General features: G+C 66.5%; 20 protein-coding genes and 1 tRNA gene. 9 read left to right on the top strand and 12 right to left on the bottom strand.

The genetic code is table 11. The annotated features are described in order from the left end of the window. The first annotated feature begins 60 nt into the window (after window positions 1-60). Together SD72_RS13805 and SD72_RS13800 are read left to right on the top strand one after the other, a co-directional pair. Window positions 61-1,662, top strand: coding sequence for a fatty acyl-CoA synthetase (locus tag SD72_RS13805; RefSeq protein WP_042545044.1), 1,602 nt, complete (start codon window positions 61-63; stop codon window positions 1,660-1,662). 49 nt (window positions 1,663-1,711) lie between these two features. After that, window positions 1,712-1,785 (top strand) — tRNA-Arg (locus SD72_RS13800). Window positions 1,786-1,859: 74 nt separating this feature from the next. Here the strand turns inward: SD72_RS13800 and SD72_RS13795 are convergent. Together SD72_RS13795 and SD72_RS13790 are read right to left on the bottom strand one after the other, a co-directional pair. Further along, window positions 1,860-2,111 carry a helix-turn-helix domain-containing protein gene (locus SD72_RS13795; RefSeq protein WP_042545043.1) on the bottom strand — a complete coding sequence of 84 codons (252 nt, stop codon included), beginning with the start codon at window positions 2,109-2,111 and terminating at the stop codon, window positions 1,860-1,862. Further along, on the bottom strand, window positions 2,111-2,605 hold the full coding sequence (locus SD72_RS13790; RefSeq protein WP_084767233.1) for a DUF2975 domain-containing protein: 495 nt from the start codon (window positions 2,603-2,605) through the stop codon (window positions 2,111-2,113). Before SD72_RS13790 ends, SD72_RS13795 begins: the two co-directional genes overlap by 1 nt. Before the next feature lie 231 nt (window positions 2,606-2,836). On the opposite strand from SD72_RS13790, the gene SD72_RS13785 reads away from it, so the two are divergent. The 4 genes from SD72_RS13785 to SD72_RS13770 all read left to right on the top strand — a co-directional run bounded on the left by SD72_RS13785 (window position 2,837) and on the right by SD72_RS13770 (window position 7,705). Continuing rightward, window positions 2,837-3,928: an ABC transporter ATP-binding protein gene (locus tag SD72_RS13785; protein ID WP_042545041.1), complete on the top strand. Its 1,092-nt coding sequence runs from the start codon at window positions 2,837-2,839 to the stop codon at window positions 3,926-3,928. A 106-nt stretch (window positions 3,929-4,034) separates the two neighbouring features. Continuing rightward, the gene (locus SD72_RS13780; protein WP_042545040.1) at window positions 4,035-5,108 is read left to right on the top strand and encodes an extracellular solute-binding protein; all 1,074 of its coding nucleotides are present in this window, start codon (window positions 4,035-4,037) and stop codon (window positions 5,106-5,108) included. A 3-nt stretch (window positions 5,109-5,111) separates the two neighbouring features. Then, window positions 5,112-6,923, top strand: a complete 1,812-nt coding sequence (locus SD72_RS13775; protein ID WP_084767232.1) for an ABC transporter permease — start codon at window positions 5,112-5,114, stop codon at window positions 6,921-6,923. Further along, window positions 6,920-7,705 carry a metallophosphoesterase family protein gene (locus SD72_RS13770; protein WP_198141977.1) on the top strand — a complete coding sequence of 262 codons (786 nt, stop codon included), beginning with the start codon at window positions 6,920-6,922 and terminating at the stop codon, window positions 7,703-7,705. Before SD72_RS13775 ends, SD72_RS13770 begins: the two co-directional genes overlap by 4 nt. Before the next feature lie 36 nt (window positions 7,706-7,741). Here SD72_RS13770 and SD72_RS13765 read toward each other — a convergent pair whose 3' ends face one another. Then, window positions 7,742-9,631, bottom strand: coding sequence for a M14 family zinc carboxypeptidase (locus SD72_RS13765; protein ID WP_157000598.1), 1,890 nt, complete (start codon window positions 9,629-9,631; stop codon window positions 7,742-7,744). Between the two features lie 531 nt (window positions 9,632-10,162). Between SD72_RS13765 and SD72_RS13760 the strand changes: the two genes are divergently transcribed. Beyond that, window positions 10,163-10,684 (top strand): flavin reductase family protein, encoded by a 522-nt coding sequence (locus tag SD72_RS13760; RefSeq protein ID WP_232299790.1) that lies wholly within the window; start codon window positions 10,163-10,165, stop codon window positions 10,682-10,684. A gap of 48 nt (window positions 10,685-10,732) precedes the next feature. On the opposite strand, the gene SD72_RS13755 is transcribed toward SD72_RS13760, so the two are convergent. The 9 genes from SD72_RS13755 to SD72_RS13715 form a co-directional block, all read right to left on the bottom strand. Then, on the bottom strand, window positions 10,733-11,590 hold the full coding sequence (locus SD72_RS13755) for a DUF1684 domain-containing protein (RefSeq protein WP_052492709.1): 858 nt from the start codon (window positions 11,588-11,590) through the stop codon (window positions 10,733-10,735). Then, on the bottom strand, window positions 11,587-12,717 hold the full coding sequence (locus tag SD72_RS13750) for an LLM class flavin-dependent oxidoreductase (RefSeq protein WP_042545038.1): 1,131 nt from the start codon (window positions 12,715-12,717) through the stop codon (window positions 11,587-11,589). Before SD72_RS13750 ends, SD72_RS13755 begins: the two co-directional genes overlap by 4 nt. Window positions 12,718-12,750: 33 nt before the next feature. Next, the gene (locus tag SD72_RS13745) at window positions 12,751-13,854 is read right to left on the bottom strand and encodes an LLM class flavin-dependent oxidoreductase (RefSeq protein ID WP_042545037.1); all 1,104 of its coding nucleotides are present in this window, start codon (window positions 13,852-13,854) and stop codon (window positions 12,751-12,753) included. Window positions 13,855-13,966: 112 nt separating this feature from the next. Further along, on the bottom strand, window positions 13,967-15,628 hold the full coding sequence (locus tag SD72_RS13740) for an ABC transporter substrate-binding protein (RefSeq protein WP_042545036.1): 1,662 nt from the start codon (window positions 15,626-15,628) through the stop codon (window positions 13,967-13,969). Beyond that, window positions 15,625-17,346 (bottom strand): dipeptide ABC transporter ATP-binding protein, encoded by a 1,722-nt coding sequence (locus tag SD72_RS13735; RefSeq protein ID WP_042545035.1) that lies wholly within the window; start codon window positions 17,344-17,346, stop codon window positions 15,625-15,627. The genes SD72_RS13740 and SD72_RS13735 overlap by 4 nt, the downstream gene beginning before the upstream one ends. Next, window positions 17,343-18,221 carry an ABC transporter permease gene (locus SD72_RS13730; RefSeq protein WP_052492708.1) on the bottom strand — a complete coding sequence of 293 codons (879 nt, stop codon included), beginning with the start codon at window positions 18,219-18,221 and terminating at the stop codon, window positions 17,343-17,345. The genes SD72_RS13735 and SD72_RS13730 overlap by 4 nt, the downstream gene beginning before the upstream one ends. Beyond that, a complete protein-coding gene (locus SD72_RS13725) occupies window positions 18,218-19,216 on the bottom strand; it encodes an ABC transporter permease (protein ID WP_052492707.1) in 999 nt (332 codons plus the stop codon). Before SD72_RS13725 ends, SD72_RS13730 begins: the two co-directional genes overlap by 4 nt. Then, window positions 19,204-20,523: a M20 family metallopeptidase gene (locus SD72_RS13720; RefSeq protein WP_084767229.1), complete on the bottom strand. Its 1,320-nt coding sequence runs from the start codon at window positions 20,521-20,523 to the stop codon at window positions 19,204-19,206. The genes SD72_RS13725 and SD72_RS13720 overlap by 13 nt, the downstream gene beginning before the upstream one ends. Next, entirely contained in the window at window positions 20,520-21,446 is a 927-nt protein-coding gene (locus SD72_RS13715; protein WP_042545034.1) for an aldo/keto reductase, read from the bottom strand. The genes SD72_RS13720 and SD72_RS13715 overlap by 4 nt, the downstream gene beginning before the upstream one ends. 190 nt (window positions 21,447-21,636) lie before the next feature. Here SD72_RS13715 and SD72_RS13710 point away from each other — a divergent pair, with 190 nt between their 5' ends. Together SD72_RS13710 and SD72_RS13705 are read left to right on the top strand one after the other, a co-directional pair. Then, on the top strand, window positions 21,637-22,971 hold the full coding sequence (locus SD72_RS13710) for an acyl-CoA thioester hydrolase/BAAT C-terminal domain-containing protein (protein ID WP_052492706.1): 1,335 nt from the start codon (window positions 21,637-21,639) through the stop codon (window positions 22,969-22,971). A gap of 9 nt (window positions 22,972-22,980) precedes the next feature. After that, complete coding sequence (locus tag SD72_RS13705) at window positions 22,981-23,859, top strand: exodeoxyribonuclease III (protein WP_042545033.1); 879 nt, start codon at window positions 22,981-22,983, stop codon at window positions 23,857-23,859. Window positions 23,860-23,885 lie beyond the last annotated feature (26 nt).

Genomic DNA, 23,885 nt, shown 5'->3' with positions numbered 1-23,885 from the left:
TATCGTTGCGAGCACCCGCACTGCTCAGCACCTGCTTTACGACGATGTAAGAGGTAGAACATGCTCTTTGATCCCGCACTCTCCGCAACGATTTCGGCTGCGCGGGCCGACACGCTCGGGGATCAACTGCGGCGCACCGCAGCTCGGCTCCCCAACAAGACGGCGCTCATCGACGGCGAGACTGAGCTGAGCTTCGCCGACTTCGACCGGCTCGCAAACCGCTGGGCAAACGCCCTCACCGATGCCGGGGTGACTCCCGGAGCGCGCGTAGCGATCCTCAGCCGAAACTGCTGGCAGTTCGCCGTCGCAGCCTACGGTGCCGCACGCGCCGGAGCCATCCTTGTACCCATCAACTTCGTGCTCACTCCCGGCGAGCTCGGCCCGCTCATCGCCGCCACTCGACCGGCGGTACTTATCACCCAGTCGGCCCTCGTTCCCAACGCCGAACTCGCGGTTGCACACCCAGGAGCAAACGTTCCGACGCTCGTCGAAATCACCGAAGACCTGGCGACAGCATCATTCTCAGGGTGGATTCCATTCGAGGAGCTGCTCGCGACAGCATCCGAGGCGGAGCCAACCACCACGATCACGCCGGACGACCCGATCCGCATCATGTTCACGAGCGGAACCGAGTCGCGGCCGAAAGGCGCAATGCACTCCAGCCGGTCGCTGAGCTCCGAGTACTTGAGCTCGGTCGTTGAGGGCGGAATGACCGCTGACGACGTCGACCTCCACGCGCTCCCGCTCTACCACTGCGCCCAGCTCGACTGCTTCCTCGGACCAGACGTCATGCTTGGCGCGACGAGCATCCTGCTGCCCGGCCCCGATCCGGCGACGGTGCTGCGCGCGATCGAGGAGCACCGGGTCACGAAGTTTTTTGCGCCCCCAACCGTGTGGATATCGCTGCTTCGCTCACCTGCCTTTGCTGAGGCAGACCTCTCGAGCCTCAAAAAGGGCTACTACGGCGCGGCCGCCATGCCGGTCGAGGTGCTCTACGAAATCCAGAAGCGTCTGCCTGAGCTGCAGCTCTGGAACTTCTATGGCCAAACGGAGCTCGCGCCCGTCGCGACGATCCTGCCGCCGCACGAGCAGCTCAGCCACGCCGGCTCAGCTGGCCGGCCAGTGCTCCACGTCGAAACCCGCGTCGTCGATGAGGAGGGCAACCCTGTGCCCGTCGGCGAGGTCGGCGAGATCGTGCACAGGAGCCCGCAGCTCACCCTCGGCTACTGGGAGGCGCCGGAGCAGACCGCTGAGGCGTTCAGGGGCGGCTGGTTCCACTCGGGCGACCTCGGAGTCTTCGACGAGGAGGGCAGGCTGCGCATCGTTGACCGCAGCAAGGACATGATCAACACTGGCGGCGAGAACGTTGCGAGCCGAGAGGTCGAGGAGGCGCTCTACGAACACGATGCAATTGCCGAGTGCGCAGTGTTCGCCACGCCGCACCCGAAATGGGTGGAAACGGTAACGGCAGCCGTCGTGTTCACCGCCGACTCCTCCGCGACCCCCGACGAACTTCGCGCCCACACACGCGAGCGACTCGCCCCATTCAAGGTGCCAACAGTCGTTCACGTCGTCGCCGCGCTCCCCAAAAACCCAAGCGGAAAGATCCTCAAGCGCGCGTTGCGCGAACAGTTCAGCGACGCGACACCCGCCTCGTTTTGAACATGGCCCAAGTTTCGTGTAATGTATTCCAAGTTGAGAGTTCAACACTGCGCCCCTAGCTCAGCTGGATAGAGCATCTGACTACGGATCAGAAGGTCAGGGGTTCGAATCCCTTGGGGCGCACAGCATCACCAGAAATCCCCGTCGCGAAAGCGGCGGGGATTTCTGCATTCTCAGCACGCCCTCCGGCTGTTGAACTAGTGCCCGCCCTGGATTTCAGTGTGCGGCACAGGCTCCCCGCCCGAGTGCCCCTCGTAGCGAAGCACGTCACCGGGCTGGCAGTCGAGCGCTCGGCAGATTGCGTCGAGCGTGGAGAAGCGAACAGCCTTCGCGCGGCCGTTCTTGAGTACGGCGACGTTTGCTGGAGTGATTCCGACGGCCTCCGCGAACTCGCCGACGCTCATTCCGCGCTCGGCCAGCAGGCGGTCGATGGTCACGCGAATCGCCATCACACAACCTCATCCAGCTCGGCGCGCATCGCGATGGCGTTTTGCAGCAGGGACCTGAGCACGCGCGTGACGCACGCAAGCGAGATGAGGGCCAGGCAGGTCAGTACCTGAATGAGCGCCATGAACGGGCTCCCGGCCTGACCATTGCTCACGACCACGAATCCGACGACGACGAGCGCGGCGGCGCACCCGAGAGCCGCACCGAGCAGGTCAACCCAGCGGACAGAGCCGCGGCTCAGCATCGCCCCAATGCCTATGCGGCGCACGAGCAGCGCGACGACCACAATGGCGAAGAGGCCAAGGAGCGTGAACACGGTTGCAGTCGCGAGGAGCGGAACGCGAAGGTCGGCGTATTCCGGATAGCTCACGGCGAGCTCTCCTGCGAGGCTTGGCAGTAGGAGGATCGCGGCGACGCCCACGAGGAAGAGGACGCCAAGCAGCACTTCGGTGGTGATGACGAGCGCCCGCGCAGGGGGCATGGGGGTGGGGTACATGCCTCAATGATTGCCCGACAACTATCGATAATCAATAGGCAGCGTGAAGTTCTCGCCCCGAACCCTTCGGCTTCGCACCAGGCCACACCCGCCACCGCGGCGTTTCCTCGCCCCGGTGTCCGGAGGGTGAACCCGCAGTGAAGCCCGAGTTCACCCGCTCGTTGCGGCCGGTTCACACTGGTGGGTTTAACTACCCAGGTGCTTCTCTCCACACCCGATACACAGGCGGCCATGACCGCTGACGCCCCGGCCCAGCTTGAACGCGAACGACCGGCGAGCGGAGCGGCGGTCACTATCACCGGTGTGAGTCGCGTGTACCAGGACAACACAGGCCTGCACCCAACGAGCATGGAAATCGCTGCGGGCGACTTTGTGAGCATCCTTGGGCCATCGGGCTGCGGCAAGTCGACGCTGCTGCGCTGTATCGCAGGCCTGGAGACCCCGCAGACCGGCCGCATCGAGTTCGCCGGTCGCCCAGTGTTCGACTGGCGCGACCGGCTCAACCTCGCGCCAAGGCAGCGCGGGATCGGCATGGTGTTTCAAGACCTCGCTCTCTGGCCGCATCTTTCCGCGTTCGAAAACGTCGCCTTCCCACTGCGCGTTGGCGGCCAGGGCACACCCAAAGGAGCCCGATCGAAGGAGCTGCGAGCAACCGTTTCTGGTGCGCTCGAACTCGTCGGGCTCGGCGGCTTCGCCGAGAAACTGCCCCACCAACTTTCCGGCGGGCAACAGCAGCGCGTCGCCATCGCCCGCGCGGTCGTCGCGAAACCCAGTGTGCTGCTCATGGATGAGCCGCTCTCGGCGCTCGACGCTGCGCTTAAGGTGCAACTCCGGACTGAGCTCAAAGCGCTCACCAAGGAGCTCGGGGTGACAACGGTGTTCGTCACCCACGACCAGGCAGAGGCGATGAGCCTCTCTGACCGCATCGCCGTGCTCGCGAAAGGCGAGCTGCGCCAGTTCAGCTCCCCTGAGGAGCTGTACCAGGGGCCGGTCGACAGTGTCGTCGCCGATTTCGTCGGCGTGTTCAATCGCCTACCGGCGGTCGGCTCGCCGGCCGAGCGTCTGCGCGGTGCGCGGCTCGAGGCCGTGCGGGTACTCACCCCCGACCTCGCGCGGGAGACCGCGGGCGACCCCGGCGTGATCTCCGTCACTGCGACCGTGATCAGCTGCGACTATCGCGGCGGCGGTTACCGGGCCACCGCGCAGCTCACCGGCTCCCCCAACGTCTGGACGTTTGACGCCCCGCACGCGAGCAGGCTAGGCGAAACGCTGGCGCTCTGCGTCCGTGAGAGCGACGTCATCGACGTCGCGAACGCAGACTGACCAGCCAGCGCCCAACTCTCCGCCCGCCGCATCCGGTGGCGGCGCGAACACCCGCGTCTGCGCACACAGTTGCGCAGACCACAACACACATTCGAAAGGCAACATCATGCTCCGTCTCGGAACCAAGTCCCTCGCAGTTGCTGGCGGGCTCCTCGCGGCAACGCTCCTTGCGGGCTGCGGCAGTGTGCAGGCCGAAGGCCCCTCCTCCGCCGCCGGCGGCCAGCCAGCCTCCTCCGATCTCACATGGACGGCCCCGCAGGGGTTGAGCGGCTCGCTCACGCTCTACTCCGCGAACCCGCAGGGCCTCACCGACGATCTCGTAGCCGCCTTCACCGACGCGACAGGCGTGAAGGTCGATGTGTTTGGTGGCGAGACGGGCAAAATCACCGCGAAGCTCGACGCAGAGTGGGAAAACCCGCAGGCGGACGTCGTCTACCTTGCGTCGTGGGCGCCAGCGGCGAAGTACGCCGCCGACGGCCGCACCCTCGCGTACCAGCCGTTCGGGTACGACAGCATCACCCCGTCGTGGATCGGCGACGGCGACAAGTTCATCGGCCGCGACGGTTCGGCCCTGTCTCTGGTGATCAACACCAACACGGCACCGGCCGAGCCGAAGGACTGGGCAGACCTCGCGAAGCCGGAGTTCAAGGACCAGGTACTCATGCCCGATCCGCGGGAATCGGGGACGGCCCGCGACCTCATCGCCGCGATGGTCGCCTCGCAGGGTGAGGACGCGACCTGGGAGCTCTTCGACAAGCTCTTCGCAAACGGGATGGTCGTGCAGGGCGCAAACGGCCCAGCACTCGATGATGTCACCGCTGGCTCACACTCGGTCGTCTTCGGCGGGGTCGACTACTCGGCGTACGCTGCGGTGCAGAAGGGCGAAGCGCTCAAGGTCATCCTGCCGTCGTCTGGCACAACCGTCACTCCCCGCCCCGTATTCATCTTGAACACCACCGCGAACCAGGAAGCGGCAGAGGCGTTCGTTGACTTCATGTTCGCGGAGCAGGGCCAGACGATCGCCGCTGAGAAGTTCATGATCCCGTCGCAGCCATCGGTGCCGGTGGCCGAAGGCGCCGTCGCTCTCGACGACGTGGGCCAGCTCGACTTCGAATGGAGCGAGGTGTCGGCCTCAGGCAAGGACATTCTGGCCACGTTCGTCGAGCGCTACCTCTCGTAAGCCATGCCTCCGATCACTGAAGCTGCACGCGCAGACGCACCCTCCTCCCCCTCGGCCGCGGCCGCAGCTGAGCGCGCTGACTCAGTGAGCTTGCCGCGCGGCCGCGCCCCCCGAGCATCGGGTGCGCGGCCTGCGCCTGGCGGGCGGGCTGGCGTGCCGCGATCCACGCCCGGCCGCCCGTCCATCGGCGTTGCCGGACTCATCGTGTTGCTCGTCGTCGGCACTGCGCTACCGCTCGTCGCAGTGCTCGTCAGAGCGGTTACGGGATACAACGGTCAGCCCTCAGCGCTCGGGTCGCTCGTCGAGCCAGGCAATCTGCAGATCGTCGGCAACACCATCGTGCTGTGCGCACTCGTTGTGCTCTTTTCGACGCTCATGGCCGCTCCCCTCGCATTTTTCATGTCGTGGACGAAGCTGCGCGAGCAGCGGTGGATCGACGTGCTCGTGATGGTGCCGTTCATGACGCCGCCGTATGTCGCCGCGCTCGCATGGCTGGATTTCACCCGCGTCGGGGGGCTCGCTGAGCAGGCGTTTGGTCCGCTTGGTTCGCTGGCTCGCTCCTTCGTGCTCACCCCGTTTGGCATGGCGGCAGTGATGGCCTGCGAGATTTTCCCGTTTCTCTACCTCATCCTGCGCAACCATCTGAACGCGGTGCCAGCGAGCGCCGACGAGATGGCGAGCATCGCTGGCGCGTCGCCAGCGCAGCGGTTGAGGCGTATCGTCGCACCGCTCGCGAGCACGCCGTTCTCGCTCGGCGTGCTCATCGTCTGCATTCGCGCTGCTGGCGAGTTCGGCACTCCGGTGACGATCGGAAACCAGATCGGCTTCCCCGTCCTGGTATCGCGCGTCTACGCCGACGTGACGATCGATCCGCTCGACTTCCCAAGCGCAGCGGCGTTCTCGAGCCTGCTGTTGTCGCTCGGCGTGGTTGTGTGGGGGCTCCAGCAGTGGATCGGTCGCCGCGACACCCACTTTGGCGGGCGCGCAAGCCGCAGAACGACCGTACGGGTTGGCGGGTGGATCGCAGCCGGGTGGGCTTGGGTTGTCGGCATCGCGCTGGTGTCGGTCGTCATCCCCTACGTCGCCGTCGTGCTCGGCGCGATGACGCTGTTGCGCTCCCAGCCGCTCTCGCTCGACAACCTCACGTTCGATTACTTCGCGCTCGTACTCCAACCCAACGCCGGCCTCCCCGCGCTCATGAACAGCATCGGGTTCGCCTTCGCCGCCGCGACCCTCGCGGTGCTCATCGGCATCGCCTGCGCGCTGGTCGCTGCGCGCAGAAAGAACGTGGCGGGCCGACTCGTTGACATGCTCGCCGTCGCCCCAGACACCGTTCCCACAATCGTGCTCGCGATCGGCTTCATCTTTCTGTGGAACGCGCCCTGGCTGCCAGCGACCCCGTACAACACGGGGTGGATGCTCATCATCGCGTACGCCGCGCTGTTTCTGCCGATGGTCGTACAAAACATCAAGACCGCGAGACTCAGCATCGACGATCGCCTGTTCGAGGCGGCGTATGCTGCCGGCGCGACCGGGCCGCAGCGGTTCTTCCGCATCACGCTACCGCTCCTGCTGCCCGGCATCATCGCTGGCTGGATGCTCGCGTTCCTCGTTGGCATCCGCGAGGTCGTCGTGTCGTCCCTCATTCGGCCCGCATCGCTAGATCTGCTCTCGCCGTGGATCATCAGCTCGTTCGACCAGGGCAAGCGTGCCGAGGCGATGGCGCTCACCGTGATCGGCGTGCTCGGATCCACCGTCATCCTGGTTGCGCTTGAGGTGTGGCGTCGCCGCCAGGCAGAACGGCGGGCTACGTGATCCGCATCGCTCACCTCGCCGACCTCCACATCGGGGCCAACGGCGCGGGATACACCGCGGGAGCTGCGGCGAGCGCAGCACCAGACGCGCGCTCCTACCGTGACGTCGCTGCGCTCTTCGATCGCGTGCTCGCAGGCCCAACGGTCGGCGACGGCGCTCGGAGCTGCGGGGCGGTGGGACGGGGCACATACGACGCGGTGCTCATCGCCGGCGACGTATTCGACCGCGCACACGGCGAGAAGCGGGGCGAGGAACTGTTTCTGGGTTTCCTCTCGGCGCTCGCCGCTCAAGGCACCAGGGTGGCGGTCATCGCGGGCAACCATGACGCAGAGAACGGTGTGCTCTGGCAGCTTGACCTCCCGGCAGAAACGAGCCTGCTTGGCCGCGCCCGCCCGGAGACGGTCACCTGGCCACACCTTGGCGTCGCGGTGCACGGGCAGTCGATCAGCGTCGCGGACGAGCAACAGGATCTTTCCGCCGCCTACCCAACCCCGGTTCCCGCGCTGCTGAACATCGGCATGCTGCACACCTCCCTCGACGGGCGCGACAGCGCACGCACGTGTGCGCCGACAACGCTCACCGCGCTCGAGGGCTTCGGCTACGACTATTGGGCGCTCGGCCACGTCCACGCGCGCGCTGTGCTGGGGTCCGGAAGGGTTGCGTACGCCGGCGGCGCAAGCAGCCGGAGTACAGAGGAGGACGTGCCGCGCGGGTTCCTGGAGATCGAGTTCTCCAGCAACCACCCCGAAGTGACCGCGATTGATGCGGTGCTCGTCGGGTAGCTGCGCGGCCGTCCCCCTCTGCGTCAGCGCTGAGTGCTAGGCGTCAGCACGCTGCGAGCGCCGCCGGAGCAGCATGAGCGCGCCACCCGCGAGGAGCAGCCCTGCGAGACTGACGGGGAGGAAGGCCCCGCCGGAGCCAGTCGCCGCGATGCCATCTCGGCCTGCGCCCGAGTTCGGGCCCCCAGCCGCGGGCGTCCCGTCATCCGGCGCGCCAGGGGTGCCGCCATCAGGGGTCTCACCGCCAGGCGTTTCGCCGCCAGGGGTCTCGCCGCCCGGGGTCTCGCCACCCGGGGTCTCGCCACCCGGGTTCTCAGGCTCTTCCACGAGATCCGCGCACTCCGCGGCACGAACGGCTGAAACCTCCGCGTACGTAGCCGCTTCATCCACGAGGTACGGGATGACGGGGCGCGCCTTCTGCGCGAGCGAAATCTGGTAGCCATCCGCGATCTCGTCAACGACGACGCGGTGCCGCTCCAACTGCTCACTCACGGCGTCGTAGTCCTCGGCCGTCAGCGTGTAGCACGCCGGAGCCGGGTCGAGCGTCGCCAGCGGTGTGCCTGCTGGCAGCACCCCGACACCGTCTGTTGGGTTGCCATCGGGGACCACTCCACCAACGAACAGTGGCTCGCGGTTCTCGCCTGCGGTTATCTGCGAGGCCTCGTACGCGTTCGCCATTTCGGTCACGCGCTGCACGTTCTCAGCGTGGTACCCAAGGACGTCCTGCATTGCGGTTGTCTGCACACGCACCCGGTCCGTGTTGTTCAGGTAGTTCTGATTAGACTCGAGCAGCACGCTCACTGTCCCGCGCAAACCGAGCGCGTTGCGCATGATCCGCTCATCGCCACCGCTGAGGTAGTACCTGCCGTCGAAGCCCGCGGCGCGGGTGCCAGCGATTGCGCCGTCGACGAAGTCCTTCGACAGCTGCCACACGTCCTCTGGCACGTTCGCGTTGCGCGGGTAGAGGAACTCGGCGTCACCGTAGCGGCCAGTTGGGTTTGAGTTCGGGCCGGGCTTCGGTCCGATCTCGCCGCGCACAGGAATCTCGTGCGCGTCGAGGGCGACGTGCGGCGTGAACTCGCTGAGCAGCGACGACATGAGCCGCCCCTCGACCGTCTGCAGTGCGAGGTGATCGCGGTTCGGGTCTGTGCCAGGGGCGGGGTTGCCCGCCGCGTCGGTTCCGTCCCAGAGCAGACGGGTGCGGGTGTCGTGGGTGACGATACCGTCGGCGCCTGCCGCGAAGAATCCGTCTGGGTTCCCCGTGGGGATCACGAGCACCGTGACCTCCTCGAGGTACTTGACGATTGCGGGATCCTCGGCGAAGGCGAGATCGCGCACGAGCTTCAAGCAGGCCTCGCGTGGCGCCTCTTCGTTGCCGTGCTGGGTGCACGTCACCATGGCGGTGTTCGCCTCGTTGAGTTCGCCGCGGGCTGCAGGGGTGTCGGCACCAATGCGGACGAGGTGGAGGTCGCGGCCGAGGGTTGACTGCCCGAGCACCTCGAACTCAACGCGCGAGCTCGCGTCGGCTACCGCGTTGAGGAACGCGAGCTCCTCTGCTTGGGTCGTCCAGGACTCGCCGTCGACCTCTCCGCGCAGCTCAAACCCCGTCTGCAGTTCTTCGGCGAACGCTGTGGGAGCCGCGACCGGCACGTTGACCGGGGCTGGAGCGTCGTCGCTCACCGGGGGAGCTGGCGACTCCCCCAACCCCGCGTCGTCCGGGAGGCCAGGCTGCTCGCCCGGGTTCGGTGCCGCAGCGTCGTCGTCTGCCGCATCATCTTGAGTGTCGTTGACGCCCGCTACCGCGTCGCTCGCAAGGGGGGCTTCGGTGCCCGTGTCCTCGGCGAGCGCAACGGTTGGAGCTGCAAATATGCCTGAAAGGAGCACACCGGCAACCACATACATTGCCAGTGGTCGAGATTTAACTGCCACTCAGTTCCACCTTCTCTCATGATCGTTTCGTTGTGCGGTCACCCGAGTGTGGGTGCCGCTGATTTCGCCTCCGAGGTCGGAGGCGGCGTGCACCCGTGCCGGGTGTACGAGGAGCGGCAGCCGTGCGCGGCGGGACGTGGTGTGTGCACGAGGCTCGACCACGGCTGCTGGCGAAAGTGACAGGAGGGGCGTACGGGTCGCCTGACCCCACTGCCCCATTGCGCTGTCAACATACTTACGGAAGTTATAGGTTTCCCAGGGCGTGATCTATGGCCTTGAGCGAACCTTGAGCATGTCACCGAGGGGCCGTGCGCCCGCGGCGACAGCGGATCGTCTCCGCCAGCGCTGCTGGCGCGAGGAGGCATCGCACCCGCGTGACACATTAGGTAACAAAATACTTCGCATTAGCTTCACTTATGCTTTCGTGGCATAGTTTTCACAGATGAGCGCACGTCGCCCACCGCGTTGCGCACGCACCGCCGACCAGCGACCGCGCTCATCACCACACCAGGACAGGCAGAGGAGAGGCACGTGAGCAGTACCGCCACACAGCAGGACGTTGCGGAGAACACCTTCGACTCCCGCTACTTCCGCGACGTCATGGGGGCCTTCCCCTCGGGCGTAACGGTGATCACCACCCCGGGCGCCGACGGCCCCGTTGGCTTCACCTGCCAGTCGTTCTACAGCGTCTCCATCGAACCGCCGCTGATCTCGTTCTCGATCGCGCGCACGTCGAAGAGCCTGCCGTCGGTACGCGCGAGCGGCCAGGTTGTCGTGAACTTCCTCAGTAGGCAGCAGCGGCACCTGAGCACACAGTTCGCGCGCTCGGGCACCGACAAGTGGCGCGACGTCTCCTGGTCACCAGCGCCCTGGAACGGTGCGCCCGTACTCGACGGCGTCATCGGGTGGGTCGCCGCGCAGATCGAGCGCGAGATCGAAGCCGGCGATCACCTCATTTTCCTCGCACGAGTCGGGGAGCTCCAGACGGACCCCGCGAGCGAGCCGCTCGTGTTCCACCGCGGCGTGTATCGCGAGCTCGACTACGTGATCTGAGCTGTCGTGCGCGCGCCACCGACAGGCGCGCGCACGACAGCCGCACCCCTACGAGCCGCTCACCGCCGACACAGCCTGCTCACGCACAACGCTGCGCTCGCCAGCACGAATCGGCAGTGGGAGCCGGTTCTCACGGGTGGGCAGCGGGCACACAAACTGGTCGCTGAACGCGCACGGCGGGAGGTACGCACGATTGAAATCAAGCACCGTGCGCCCGTCAGTATCCGGCAGCTCGGCAGACAGGAACCGGAACCCGTAGCTCTCTCCCCCGTTCGTCTCGTCACCGAAGACGATCGAAATGCCCGCAGGTCGCAGGGTGGCGGTCAGCCGAAACTCAACACCCTCCCGCACCCACACCACAGCGCCAGAGGTCTCCGCCAACTGCGTGTACCCGTCGGCGAGCTCGATCTCCCGCTCCACTCGATCCGCTTCGAAGCGCGCAGCTAGCCGCCAGCTCTCGTCAGGCTCATACGCGGCTATCGCGCGCAACCCGCGGCGGCCGTCCGCTGCGGGATCAAACACTCGCAGCGCAAGCTGCTCGCCGCGAGCAAACCGTCGAATGGATCGCTCGCCAGCGTAAATCTCAGCGGGGCCGTCAGCGGCAAGGGTCACCTCATCCGACACCGGGCCAACACCGGGGACGGTGTACGCCCCAGCGGCAAAGCCGGATCCGACGATTGCCCCGCCTTTGGACCGCCACAGGCCTGGCAGGCCAGGGACCGCACGCGGTTCATCGCCAAGCCACCCGGTGAGCGTCAGCGAGGCCGGCCCGTACGGCGCTCCCGCCGCCGCAATACGCTCGCGCTGCCAGGCCTCCCACTCCGCGACAAAACCGCGCGGCGCGCGAGGTTCGCCCGTGCGGGCGGCCCCGGTCGCCACGGCGCCGCCACCGGCTGTGGCCGTCATGCCGACACCTCAAGCCGCTCAGCCTCGAGGAGCGCCGCACGGCCGGCCGCCCAGCCCTCACGCACCAGCGGCACCACCTCGTCGATGAGGATGCGCGCCTTTTCGAGCGTCTCATCGATCGTGTGCCTTGCCGGGTGGATGCCAAGCACGAGCTCATCGGTGAGGAGCACCGTCGGGTCGGCAAGCAGGTCTGCGGCGAGCGCAGCGGGATCCCCCCAAATGTAGTTGTCAGAGAGCAGCTGATCCTCAATCGAGTCTTCGAGGTTCACCCGCCCGGCGAGCGCCGCGAACCGGTTCCAGTGCGCGACGCGCGTTGACGATTCCGCGAGCGCCGCCGCCGTCGTCGCCGCGGGGTATGCGGTGCGCGACGTCACAACATACGGTGTTCGCTCCTCACCCCACACCTCGCGGAACACCCTGCGGTACTCGAGCACAGAGTCCGCCTGGCGCTGCTGGAACGCCTGCCGCTTCGCCGCATCACGCTCAGCGCCGTTGCCGAAGCGCTCAAGGATGAAGCCGTCACCGCTGCGGGCGGCAAAGCGAATGGTGTCGATGTTCGAGCTGCCGTGGAAGAGCCGCCCCTTGAGCGCCTCGTTCGCCGGGTAGATGGACGAGGACCCGTTCTCAACCTGGTTCCCCTCGAGCGCCCAGTGGAGCCGCTCGATCTTCTCCTCGAAGCTTCTGTCGCGGTCTGGCTTGTAGGCCTCGAAGACCTGATAGGAGTCACTCGGGACCCCCTTCCCGAGGCCTGCAAGCAGCCGATGGCCAGACAGATGGTCGATGACCGACAGCTCCTCCGCAACCCGAACCGAATCGTCAAAGATGATCGGCAGCACCGCTGTCCCCAGCCCAATGCGCTCGGTATTCGCGGCGAGCGCCCCCAGGAACGCGTAGGGACTCGGGAGCGCCGCCCACCCCGCCCCGAAGTGCCGAGACGCTATCCAACCGCTGTCGTACCCCTGCTGCTCGAGCTCCTGGAAGAGCCGAATGTTCTCCCGATAAATCGTCGCAGTGTCGTCGTGCTGGTCGAGGTGGGTGATAAACCCGATGCGAAGCCGTTCGCCGACATCGGTCGTGCCAAGCGGGCTTCTCGTTCCCTGAACGGGGTGGAGTGGTTCGTGCGTCATGGTGTGCTCCTCGTGGTATCTGAATTCGTTGCGCTAGACAGCGACGTGCTGCCGGACATTGGGCTCCCCGACCGCGCCGCTGTACGGGGCGAGGCTCGCTGTGACCGCCCGGTCCGGGATGCCGCGATCCACCCACTGCTCGTGCGTATTCACCGCGTCTGCCTGCAGGCCAGGCAGCTCTGCCGCGAAGAGTTCGATCGATTCGAGTACGTGCTCGTGCTTCACGTGGGGGCCATGGAACTGGATCGCCGTCTCCTCGGTTCCGGAGAACTGCTCGGTCCACCCCCAAATCTTGTCTGCGACCTCGCTCGCGGTGCCAACGGCGAACGACAGCCGCTCTGCGATCTCGTCGAACTCCGCACTGTCTGGCCCGCCACGCCAATCCGCTTTGAGATAGACGCGAGCGTACTCGCGGAGAAACTCAACGGCGCGTTCACGCGCGATCTCGCGCGTCGGGCCGACAAGCCCCGAGCGCAGGTGCACAACCTCGCCGCCAGGCACCTGGTCGCGGTACTCCTCGTTGACCCGGAGCCTTGCTTCAAGGGGAAGCGGCCTCGGAATCATGAGCCGGTACCCGTGCTCTGCCGCGAGGGGTATCGCGTTGCGTCCGGCCGCTGTCCAGATGATGTCTTTTGCTGGCCGCCCAGCGGGCGGCGAGATCTCAACGTTCGAGTACGAATAGAACTGACCGTCAAAGTTCACGACGCCGTCATCAAACGCCTGCCGGAGGATCTCGTGGATCTCGCGGGCGCGCAGCGCGGCGTCTTCCGCCTCAAACCCCCACACGCGCGCGAGCTCCTCCGTTGTCATCCCCGTGCCGACGCCGAGGTCGAGACGCCCGCCAGAGATCGCGTCGACCAGCGCGGCCTGCTCAGCGAGCCGGATTGGGTGGTAGTACGGCGCGCACACGATTGAGGTGCCGAAGCGAATGCGCTCGGTCACACCGCTGAGTCGCGCGATAAGCGTGAGCGGTTCGGGGATCTCACCGCGGGAACCGAAATGGTGTTCGGTGAACCACACCCCGTTGTACCCAAGCTGGTCTCCGAGAATCACCTGCTCTTGGAGCTCACGGTACAGCCGCGCTGGCGAGTGCCCTGGCGTGGTATCGCCGTAGTAGAAGAGATCGATGCGTGGCACGTGGCCGTTCCTTTCAAGTGGGTGGTGAGGTGAGCGCGGGTGGGGGCTGGCCCACCCGCGCCGCTGTGTGCGGGCGGTCAGGGCGCTCAGGCCCGGACCACCCGCAAGCCGGTTACTGCTCGAGCCAGACGTCGAAGAAGCTGTCGGTGTATCCGACGGCGTCGAACTTCCACCCGTGCACGCTCTCCGTCGTGCCGACGATCTTCTTCGGCACGTACACGGGTACGGCGAAGCCCTCGTCGAGGATGCGATGCTGCGCCGTCTGCGCCGCCTCGATACGCACCGCTGGATCGAGCGAGGTGCTGATGGCCTCATACGCCTCATCGATGACCGGGTCGCTCAGCAGCCCATAGTTGATCCCGGAGCCACCGTTCGACGTCGGAATCGAGCGCGTTGTGAACGGCGACACCGAGGTGCCAACGTCTGCGAAGCCGCGCGACGAGTCGGCGAGGTGGTGCTCGTTCTTCGCGATCTCTGCTCCGAAGGTTGCCGTGTCGAGCGGGGTGCGAACGACCTCGAACCCGGCGTCCTTGAGCGCCGACGCGATGGCCTCGCCAAGCTGCTGGCGCTGATCAGTCTGCGAGTACAGGCTGTCGACGTACCACTGCAGTGTCAGGCGTTCGCCATCCTTCACGCGATAGCCCTCGCTGTCGACCTCCGTGTATCCGGCAGCTTCGAGCCGCTCCGTCGCCGAATCCAGGTCGTACTCCCAGCTATCGACGAGGGACTTGTCGAACGATCCAAGCGGGGGTGTGTCTGGCAGCGTCGTGCTCCACGCCTTCTCGTAAACGCCCCCGTAGACACCCTGCAGGAGGCCATCAATATCGATCGCATCGCGGAACGCGAGGCGGACGTTCTTGTCGTCAAACGGCGCGAGGTTGGGGTTGAGCGCGATGTAGTAGGGCGTGCCCGTGTTGTCCTTCTGAAGGACAGAGAGGCCAGCAGCCTCAACCTCGGGAATGTTTAGCGGCGGAATCTGATCGATCGCGTCCGCCTGACCTGACGTGATCGCGCCGATACGAGCCTGCGTCTCAGGCACAAAGTTCACGACGACCTCGTCGAGGTACGCGGTGCCCTCGTGTTCCCAGGTCTCAGGCGCCCAGTCATAGTCCTCGTTGCGCTCGAGCACAACGCGCGAACCCTTGACGTACTCGCCCACCTTGAACGGGCCCGTGCCGATCGACAGTTCGGGCGACGCGGCGAGCTCGGCTGAGGAGTGCTCCGAGAGCACCTTGCCCGAGTAGATCGGCCAGTGCGGGGTGGAAAACGCGTGCAGCAGTGCGGCGTTCTTGCGACTGAGGTGGACTTCAAGGGTGTAGTCGTCGACGACGACGTTCTCCTCGATGCCGTTCGAGACGGTCGCGAGGTCGGGCTCGTTCACCGGGCGATCGAAATTCTGCTTCAACACCTCGGCGTTGAACGGCGTGCCGTCGTGGAACGTGACACCCTCACGGAGGGTGAAGGTGTAGGTGAGGCCGTCATCGCTGATCTCCCACGCCGAAGCGAGGCCGGGAAGGTACGTGCCGTCCTCCGCCTGAGCGATGAGCGTGTCGAAAATGGAGCTGTTGATGGAGTTGAGGTTGAGGCTCGGGATTCGCTGCCCGTCCCACACCGGCGGCTCGGTGTTGGCGAAGTAGGTGAGTGAGCCCCCGACGACAGGGTCCCCCGCGGCCTCGGCGGGCGACGCGGTCCCTGCGCCGGCAGCTGAGCAGGCCGAAAGGCCCAGTGCTGCGGCGAGCGCGATGGCCGGTATGAGTAGGTGCTTTCGTTTCACGATGTGTGGATACTTTCGTTCGGAGTGTGGGTGAGAGTTGGGTCGGCTCCGTGGAAGCGGAGCCTGGGGATGGCGTCGACGAGTTGGCGCGTGTATTCGTGCCTCGGCTCGTCGAACACGGTCTGGGTGCGCCCGGCCTCGACGACCTGGCCACGCCGCATCACGATCACCTCGTCTGCGACATGGCTGATCACCCCGAGGTCGTGCGAGATGAACAGCAGCGACACCCCGGTGTCGCGCTGCAAGTCGGAGAGGAGGTCAAGCACCTGCGCCTGGATCGAGACGTCGAGAGCAGATACTGCTTCGTCGCAGACGAGCACCTCGGGGCTCGTCGCCAGTGCGCGCGAGATTGCCACTCGTTGGCGTTGGCCGCCGGAAAGCTCGAGTGGGTTGCGCGCAAGATGCTCACCGCCGAGGTCGACCCGTTCGAGCAGCTCAACCGCTCGGTCACGGCGCTCTCGCGCCGGCACCCCAACGGCCTCAAGGGTTTCGGTGAGGATCGCTTGCACGTTGGCTCGCGGATCGAAGGAGCCGAGCGGATCCTGCGAGATGGACTGGATGCGGTGCCGCAGTGGCCGGCGACCGCGCTCACGCAGCTCCGACCATGGTTTGCCGTCGAGCAGTACCCTGCCAGAGTCCGGGGCAGTGAAGCCGAGCACCACGTTCGCCGCCGTCGACTTCCCAGACCCGGATTCGCCGACGATCCCGAGCGTGCTCCCGCGGCGCAGCGCGAACGACACCCTGTCGAGCGCACGCGTCTGCCCGCCTCCCGGCCGGGCATAGCTTTTGACGAGGTCAAGGGCCTGGAGTACTGGCGCCTCGCGCTGCACCGCGGCAGGGATTGTCCGATCCGCGACCGCGACGCTTCGATCCACACTGCCCTTCTCCCCCACCGACGCGTCCACTTCGGCCTCCGAGGTGATCGTCAGGCTGCGGCCGCGCGATCCGCGCGACGGAATCGCGGCGAGCAGCTGCTTCGTGTACGAGGACGCTGGAGCGCCAAGCACGCGTGCGGTTGGCCCCTGCTCAACGACCCGGCCATTGTGCATCACCAGGATCTCGTCGGCTAGCTGGGAGACAACGGCGAGGTCATGGCTGACGAGAATGAGGCCCATACCCTGTTCTCGCAGCGAATCGAGCAGCTCGAGCACCTGAGCCTGCACGGTGACGTCGAGCGCCGTCGTCGGCTCGTCTGCGATGAGCACGCGCGGGCCGGCGGCGATCGCGCTCGCGATGAGTGCGCGCTGGCGCAGCCCGCCGGACAGCTCATGCGGGTACTGCTTTGCCCGCATCTGCGCCTCAGGTACGCCTGCGCTCGCGAGCAGCTCGACCGCCCTGCGACCCCTGGCCGCGCGGGCGAGCTGCCCGTGCGCCCTGATGGGCTCGGCGACCTGGTCGCCTACCCTAACGAGCGGGTCAAGCGAGACGAGGGCGTCTTGCATCACGAGCCCGACCTCGGCGCCTCGCAGCTTCCGCCACTCGCCCGGCGAAAGCGACTGCAGATCGCGGCCACCGAGCCGCAGCGTGTCCGCCTCGACGGTTGCCCCGCGGCCGACGAGCCCAAGCAGGCTCCTGACGGTCACGGACTTCCCCGAGCCGGACTCGCCGACGAGCGCGACGCACTGCCCCGGATACAGCTCGAAGCCGAGTTCGTGCACCGCGGTGAGCTCCCCGAAGCGTATCCGCAGCCCCGCGACTTGAACGAGTGGTTCGGTCATAGTGAACTCCGTTTCGCGATGAATCGCTGTTGCGCCCAGCGGCCGATAACGGTGATCGACACCACTGTGATGGTGATGAATATGCCCGGCCAGATCGCCGTCCACGGCGAAATGCTCAGGTACTGCCGCGCTTCGGAGAGCATGAGCCCCCACTCAGGGGTCGGTGGCACCGAGCCGAGCCCGAGGAAGCTGAGCGAGGCACCGAAGATGATGCTCACCCCCACCCCGAGCACCGAGCTCACGAGCACCGAACCGAGGCTATTGGGCACGATGTGGCGGAGCACGAGCTGGCGTTGCGTGAGCCCGATCCCGACCCCCGCGCGCACGAATCCGGACTGCTTGATGCGCAGCACCTCGCCGCGCACGAGGCGCGCAGCCCCGGGGAGCCTGCCGAGGCCAACCGCCCAGATGAGGCTCCACTCGCCCGGGCCGAGCACGGTGATCGTGACGAGGGCGACGAGCACGTCAGGGAACGCGAGCAGCACGTCAAGGAAACGGGTGATGGCGCGGTCCCAGATCCCGCGCGTGTAGCCGGCGAGCACCCCGAGGATCACCCCGCCGACGAGCCCGATGAGCGTCGCGAAGACGCCGAGCGAGATCGAGTAGCGCGCACCGTGGACGAGCCGCGAGAACAGGTCTCTTCCGATCTGGTCGGTTCCCAACCAGTGCTCAGCGCTTGGGCTCGCAAACGCGTTGCGAGGGTCGCTCGCGATGGGATCGTGCTGCGTGAACAGCCACGGGGCGAGCGCCGCGAGAACGAGCAGCGCGAACACCACGAACGCGATGAGCACGCCGACCGGAGCAAACGTGCCGCGCCCGCGGGGCTGGCGAGGCTGGCGAGGCGACAGCTGCTGGCGTGTGGCTTCGATGGTCATCGTTCCCCCCTCAGGCGCGGGTCGATCAGCGGCAGCACAAGGTCAACGACGGTGTTGATCACAATGAAAACGATCGCGGCAAAGATCACGAAGCCGAGCACAACAGGCACGTCGCGGCTCTGCAACGCAAGCACAATGACCCTGCCGATGCCCGCACGCGCGAAGAGGGTCTCGATGATGACCGTTCCGGTGAGGAGCGAGCCGAACAGAATGCTGCTCAGCGTGAGCACGGGCACACTCGCGTGGCGGAGCAGGTGCCCGGAGCGCAAACTCGTCTCCCCAACGCCGCGCGCGCGAATCGTCGTCACGAACGGCTCATGGAGTTGATACTCGATGCGTTCGCGGAGGATCTGGCTGATAATGCCAGTCAGCGGCACGGCGAGGGTGATCACCGGGAGCACGAGCGTCGCTGGCGAACCGTTGCCAAACGCCGGCAGCCAGCGGAGCCCAAAGGAGAACACCGTCATGAGCACAATGCCAAGCCAGAATGACGGCACCGATATCGAGACGATCTCGACCGCCTGCGCCACGAATCGCACGCCCTTGCGCTGGCCGCTGGTGAGCAGCGCAATCGCCGAGGCTGCAAGTACCGAGACGAGCATCGCCGCGACCGTGAGCTGAATCGTAGGCCCGAGCTCGCTGAACAGGATCTGGGTGACGGGGGCGCCAAGGTGGTAGCTCGTCCCGAGGTCGCCGCGCAGCACGCCGCCGATGTAGCTGAAGTATTGCACGATGACCGGCTGATCGAGCCCGTACTGTTCGGCGATCGCTGCCCGCATCTCCGGCGTCGAATCCTGCACACCGGACAAGAGCACGTCGAGCGGGTCGCCGGGAATGAGCCGCAGCGCGAGGAACGCGATGGTCGCCGCGATCCAGACGACGAGCGCAAGGTCGAACACGCTGCGGCCGAGGATCCGCACCCACCGCGGAACCGCCGCGACTCCGCGCGAGCGCAGTCGCGGCTGAGCGAGCAGCGCCGCACTCACCCCTCCCACCGCTTCCTGCCACCCGCGCGGTCGAACTCCGCAGCCGCGGCCTCCCGCAGCGCAGCGTCCGATAGGTAGTCCGCCGCGAGCCCGGCAAGCGCCGAAGCTGCATCTGCGAGCGCCGCGAATGCTGGGGGCTCAATCGTGCTCGCTGCGAACGATGCGTTGTGCGGCAGCACGTCGGGGCCGCCGCCAAGCCCGAGCGCCGGGTGCACCGATGGAATCGCCCAGCTCACATTCCCCATGTCGGTCGACGGCCCGCCGTGGGTGACCCTTGCTGGTTGCAGCGGGACAGTGCGGCCGCTGCGCTCGAGGTGCTTCGCCCAGTGCTTCACCAGCGAGACGTTCTGCTTGAGCGGCAGGTATGGTGGCTCAAAATCTGGCTCGATCTCGGCGCGAGTGCCCGTAGCGAGCGCCGCGGCCTCGAAGATCTCGATCACCCGCTCCGTGAGCACGTTGAGCGTCTCGATGTTGGAGGAGCGAACGAGGAACTCCGCCTCGGTGAACTCGGGCACGATGTTTGCCGCTTGGCCGCCGTTCACGATCACCCCGTGGATCCGGTCAATGGGGAGGATGTGCTGCCTGAGCTGCGCGATCGACTGGTACGCCGTCACAACAGCGTCGAGCGCGTTGAGCCCGAGATATGGGCTACCAGCCGCGTGCGCCGCACGGCCGTGATAGCGCACGCGCACCCTACGCACCCCGCTCGTCCCAGACCCGTAGATCGGGGAGACCTGATTGCCGACGCTCGGGTGCACCATTCCCGCGGCGTCGACGTCGTCGAACCCGCCAGCCCGGAGCACGTGCTCCTTGCCGCCGCCGCTCTCCTCCGCTGGTGTGCCGATAAGGCTCAGTCGGCCACCGAGCTCGGCCACCTCGGGGGCAAGAGCCAGAAAGGCGCCGATCGCTACGCCAGCGATGATGTTATGGCCGCAGGCGTGCCCGACGCCTGGCAGCGCGTCGTACTCTGCGACGATCGCGAAGTGCGGACCCTCGGTTCCCACCGTCGCAACGAAGGCAGTCGGCAGGCCGAACGCGCCGACGGTCGCTTCGTGGCCGTGCCGCTCGAGCAGTTGCGCGATACGGGCGACGCTGCGGTGCTCCTGGAACGCGGTCTCCGGATCCTCGTAGAGCTCCACCGCGAGCTGTTCGAGCTCGGGGCGGAGCGTTTCGATGCGCGCAATTACCCGGTCAATCGTTGCCTCGGCCGCACCACTGAACGGAGTTCCGGCGACGACTTCCACTGCCGGCCCGTCGAGGTCACCTGCGTTGTAGCCTGCGTAGGTCTCGATGGGGTCTGTTGCGGTGCGGGTCATTGCTCCTCCTTGGGGAACTTGGGGTTGAAGGTCACATCGCCGATGACCCGCTCGACCGCTTGGGAAACCTCAGCGGCGATGCAGCCGTCGAGCAGAATGTCTGCTGCGACGAGGTTTTGCACGAGGTGGCTGATCGAACGCGATCCGGCAACCGCGAGCGACTCGGGTTGCGTGGTGAAAATCCAGGAGAGGCTCAACTGGTGCGGGCTCAGGCCGACCTTGTCCCCGATGATGCGGAACTCCTCGAACAGCTGCGCCTTGTGGGCCTGCTGCAGACCTCTCCCGACGAGCGGCCAGTAGGCGACGAAGGGAATGTTCAGCTCGCGGGAGCGCGTCGCCACCGTGGTGTTTGCCCGCGCGACGGGGTTGTACAGGCTCTGCACCGCGGCGAGCGCCGGTTCGAGCGTCGCCGCCTCTTCGAGCTGGATGAGCGTGGGCTCGCTGATTCCGATTGCCCCGACGTCGCCGCGGTCACGCGCCTCCTGGAGCACCCCGAGCTGATCGGCGAGTGGGTAGTCGGGGTCGATGCGGTGGAGGTAGAGCAGCTCGATCCTGTCGCGGCGCAGCCGCTGCAGGCTGAGGTGGATCTGCTGCCTGAGGTAGTCGGGCCGCCCGAGGATGCTGAACACTGTCGGGGATGGGCGGAGCATTCCGACCTTCGTTGCGACGAGCACGTCACTGCGGTTCCCGACGGCGTCGCCGATGATCTGCTCGCTCACACCTGGGCCAAGCGAATCGGCCGTGTCGACGTAGTCGTAGCCCGCGTCAATGGCGGCAAGGAGGAGGTTGCGCGCAGCGGCTGGGTCCTTCGGCGTGCCCCAACCGTCGCCGGCAGTGAGGCGCGCAGCCCCAAAGCCGACCCGCGACACTGTGGTGCCCGCGATCTCGACTCTTCCCAATGCCGTACGCGTCTGTACCGTCATGATCCGCCCTTCCGTGCGGTGGGGATTCCCCCACTCGAATATGTGCCTCAGCTTATGGTTGCCATAAATCTCTGTCAGTATTTATTACAGCAAGTTACTTCACACATAACGGCAAGTGAAATGATTGCTGCACGATTGCCAGCAAGCCGGCTCACCTCGGCACCCAAGACCCCACCCAGAAGGACCAGCAATGCCAACACCCCCAACGGTCACCGCCACGCCGGCAGTCGGCCTCATCGACACCCCCATCGCCGTCACCATCGAGGGCCTCGCACCGCGCAGCCTCGTCACCGTTGAGGCGACCGTGGTGATCCCCGACACCACGACATGGCGATCCCGCGTTGCGTACGTTGCCGACAGCGCCGGCCGCATCGACCTCGACCGCGACACCCCCGTATTTGGCGACTTCCTCGTCCCCGACGCCGAGGGGCTGCTCTGGGCACTCGCCGCGGACCCGGAGTCACCCGTGCGCCCAAGCAACGCTCGCTTCGTGAACTCCGGACTCGCCGACTACACCGTCGAGATCACCGCCTCGGTGAACGACGAGCTCGTCGCAACGACGACCATCGTCCGGCAGCCCGTTCACGGGACCGTGTCGCGAACCGAAGTACGCGAAGACGGCCTCTACGGGACCCTGTTCACCCCAGAGGGAACGGGCCCGTTTCCCACGATCATCGTCGTGCCAGGCTCGGACGGCGGCGTGCCGGAGCCGATCGCAGCTCTGTACTCATCACACGGCTACGCCGCACTCGCCCTCGCATACTTCAACGCCCCCGAACCGGGCTTCCTGCCGCCGACACTCACGGAGATCCCCCTCGAATACTTCGGCACCGCAATCGACTGGCTCGAGCGGCGACCAGAACTCGACACCAGCACCCTCACCATCAGCGGCACCTCACGCGGCGGCGAGCTCGCGCTCCTCCTCGGGAGCAGCTACCCGCAGATCAAATCCGTACTCGCCTGGGTGCCAAGCGCATACGTCAACGGCGGCATGGGGCCAGACGATGTCGAGGCCGGCCGCTCTGCCTGGACACGCAACGGCGAACCGGTCCCCTACGCGCAGCGGTGGACGGGAAGCCGCCCTACCCAGGAAACACGCGACGGCGTACAGGTGTTCGCAATCAACTCACTGCGCAACTTCCAGGATCGCGAACAGCACGCGGCAGCCGAAATCCCCGTCGAGAACATTTCGGGGCCCATCCTCTTCATCGCAGGAGAAGACGACCTGCTCTGGCCGGGAGCCACCTACAGCCGCTGGGCCATCGAGCGACTGGAGGCACACGGCTTCGCCCACGAGGTCGAATTCCTGAGCTACCCGAACGCCGGCCACACCATCGGGCCAAACGGCAACCCCGCAACCGTGCTCGGCACCTCCGAACTCCCCGGGGCCGACCCGGCGAAGCAGGTCGGGCCGATCCACCTCGGCGGCACGCCACAGGGAATCGCGGCGGCACGCCAGGACGCGTGGCCGCGGGTGCTCGCCTTCCTCGAACGGCACACAGCACTCGGTGCGGAGCCCAGCTAGGCTGGTGCTATGCGCATCGCCACCTGGAACGTCAACTCGATCCGCACTCGATTCGGTCGCGTCGTCGACTGGCTGCAACGGGAGGATATTGACGTCCTCGCGATGCAGGAGATCAAGTGCCGCCCCGACCAGTTCCCCATCGAGGCATTCGAGCAGGCTGGCTACCACCTTGAGATCAACGGCCTGAACCAGTGGAATGGTGTCGCGTTCGCGAGCCGCCACGAGATGACCGACGTGGCGCGCGGCTTCGACGGCATGCCCGGCTTCGGCAAGCCCATCAAGGGGCAGGAAGAGGTGCAGGGCACGGGCCCGAACGGCCTCCCGCTTGAGGCGCGCGCGCTCGGCGTCACCGTCGGCGACCTGCGACTCTGGAGCCTGTATGTTCCCAACGGTCGCTCGCTTGAGGATCCGCACCTCGAGTACAAGCTCGACTGGCTCCAAGCGCTCCGCAACAACACGGAGGCCTGGCTGGACGAGGACCCCGAGCTGCCGCTCGCCCTCATGGGCGACTGGAACGTCGCCCCGCTCGACGCCGACATGGGCGACCCGTCGTTCGTGCTCGGCCGATCCACCCACGTCTCCCCCGCGGAGCGCGCCGCGTTCGAGGCGTTTGCGCCCCTCGTCGCCGACGTCGTGCGGCCCATCGTACCCGAGGGCTACACGTTCTGGGACTACAAGGCCGGCCGCTTCCAGAAGGATGAGGGGATGCGGATCGACTTCATCATGGGGTCCGAGGCGTTTGCCGACACCGTGACGGGTGCGAGCATCCACCGCGACGAGCGCCGCGGCGACGCCCCGAGCGACCACGTGCCGGTCGTCGTGGATATCGATCCGAGCCTGCTCGGGGGCACGTTCGAGGACGACTACGACCGCCCGATGGTGTTCTAGCGGGCCTCCCCGCCCCCCTCCCAGCA

It is taken from the genome of Leucobacter komagatae (assembly GCF_000834055.1).
GTDB lineage: Bacteria > Actinomycetota > Actinomycetes > Actinomycetales > Microbacteriaceae > Leucobacter > Leucobacter komagatae_A.
The sequence above is the reverse complement of the archived record's forward strand: the minus strand, read 5'-3'. Positions and strand labels throughout refer to the sequence as shown.

What these genes read in the sequence shown, in the direction of transcription:
- SD72_RS13715 (WP_042545034.1), bottom strand. Translation starts at nt 21,446, where the DNA reads ATGACGGTACAGACGCGTACGGCATTGGGAAGAGTCGAGATCGCGGGC.
- SD72_RS13720 (WP_084767229.1), bottom strand. Translation starts at nt 20,523, where the DNA reads ATGACCCGCACCGCAACAGACCCCATCGAGACCTACGCAGGCTACAAC.
- SD72_RS13750 (WP_042545038.1), bottom strand. Translation starts at nt 12,717, where the DNA reads ATGACGCACGAACCACTCCACCCCGTTCAGGGAACGAGAAGCCCGCTT.
- SD72_RS13785 (WP_042545041.1), top strand. Translation starts at nt 2,837, where the DNA reads ATGACCGCTGACGCCCCGGCCCAGCTTGAACGCGAACGACCGGCGAGC.
- SD72_RS13705 (WP_042545033.1), top strand. Translation starts at nt 22,981, where the DNA reads ATGCGCATCGCCACCTGGAACGTCAACTCGATCCGCACTCGATTCGGT.
- SD72_RS13780 (WP_042545040.1), top strand. Translation starts at nt 4,035, where the DNA reads ATGCTCCGTCTCGGAACCAAGTCCCTCGCAGTTGCTGGCGGGCTCCTC.
- SD72_RS13710 (WP_052492706.1), top strand. Translation starts at nt 21,637, where the DNA reads ATGCCAACACCCCCAACGGTCACCGCCACGCCGGCAGTCGGCCTCATC.
- SD72_RS13755 (WP_052492709.1), bottom strand. Translation starts at nt 11,590, where the DNA reads ATGACGGCCACAGCCGGTGGCGGCGCCGTGGCGACCGGGGCCGCCCGC.
- SD72_RS13775 (WP_084767232.1), top strand. Translation starts at nt 5,112, where the DNA reads ATGCCTCCGATCACTGAAGCTGCACGCGCAGACGCACCCTCCTCCCCC.
- SD72_RS13805 (WP_042545044.1), top strand. Translation starts at nt 61, where the DNA reads ATGCTCTTTGATCCCGCACTCTCCGCAACGATTTCGGCTGCGCGGGCC.
- SD72_RS13730 (WP_052492708.1), bottom strand. Translation starts at nt 18,221, where the DNA reads ATGACCATCGAAGCCACACGCCAGCAGCTGTCGCCTCGCCAGCCTCGC.
- SD72_RS13790 (WP_084767233.1), bottom strand. Translation starts at nt 2,605, where the DNA reads ATGTACCCCACCCCCATGCCCCCTGCGCGGGCGCTCGTCATCACCACC.
- SD72_RS13795 (WP_042545043.1), bottom strand. Translation starts at nt 2,111, where the DNA reads ATGGCGATTCGCGTGACCATCGACCGCCTGCTGGCCGAGCGCGGAATG.
- SD72_RS13735 (WP_042545035.1), bottom strand. Translation starts at nt 17,346, where the DNA reads ATGACCGAACCACTCGTTCAAGTCGCGGGGCTGCGGATACGCTTCGGG.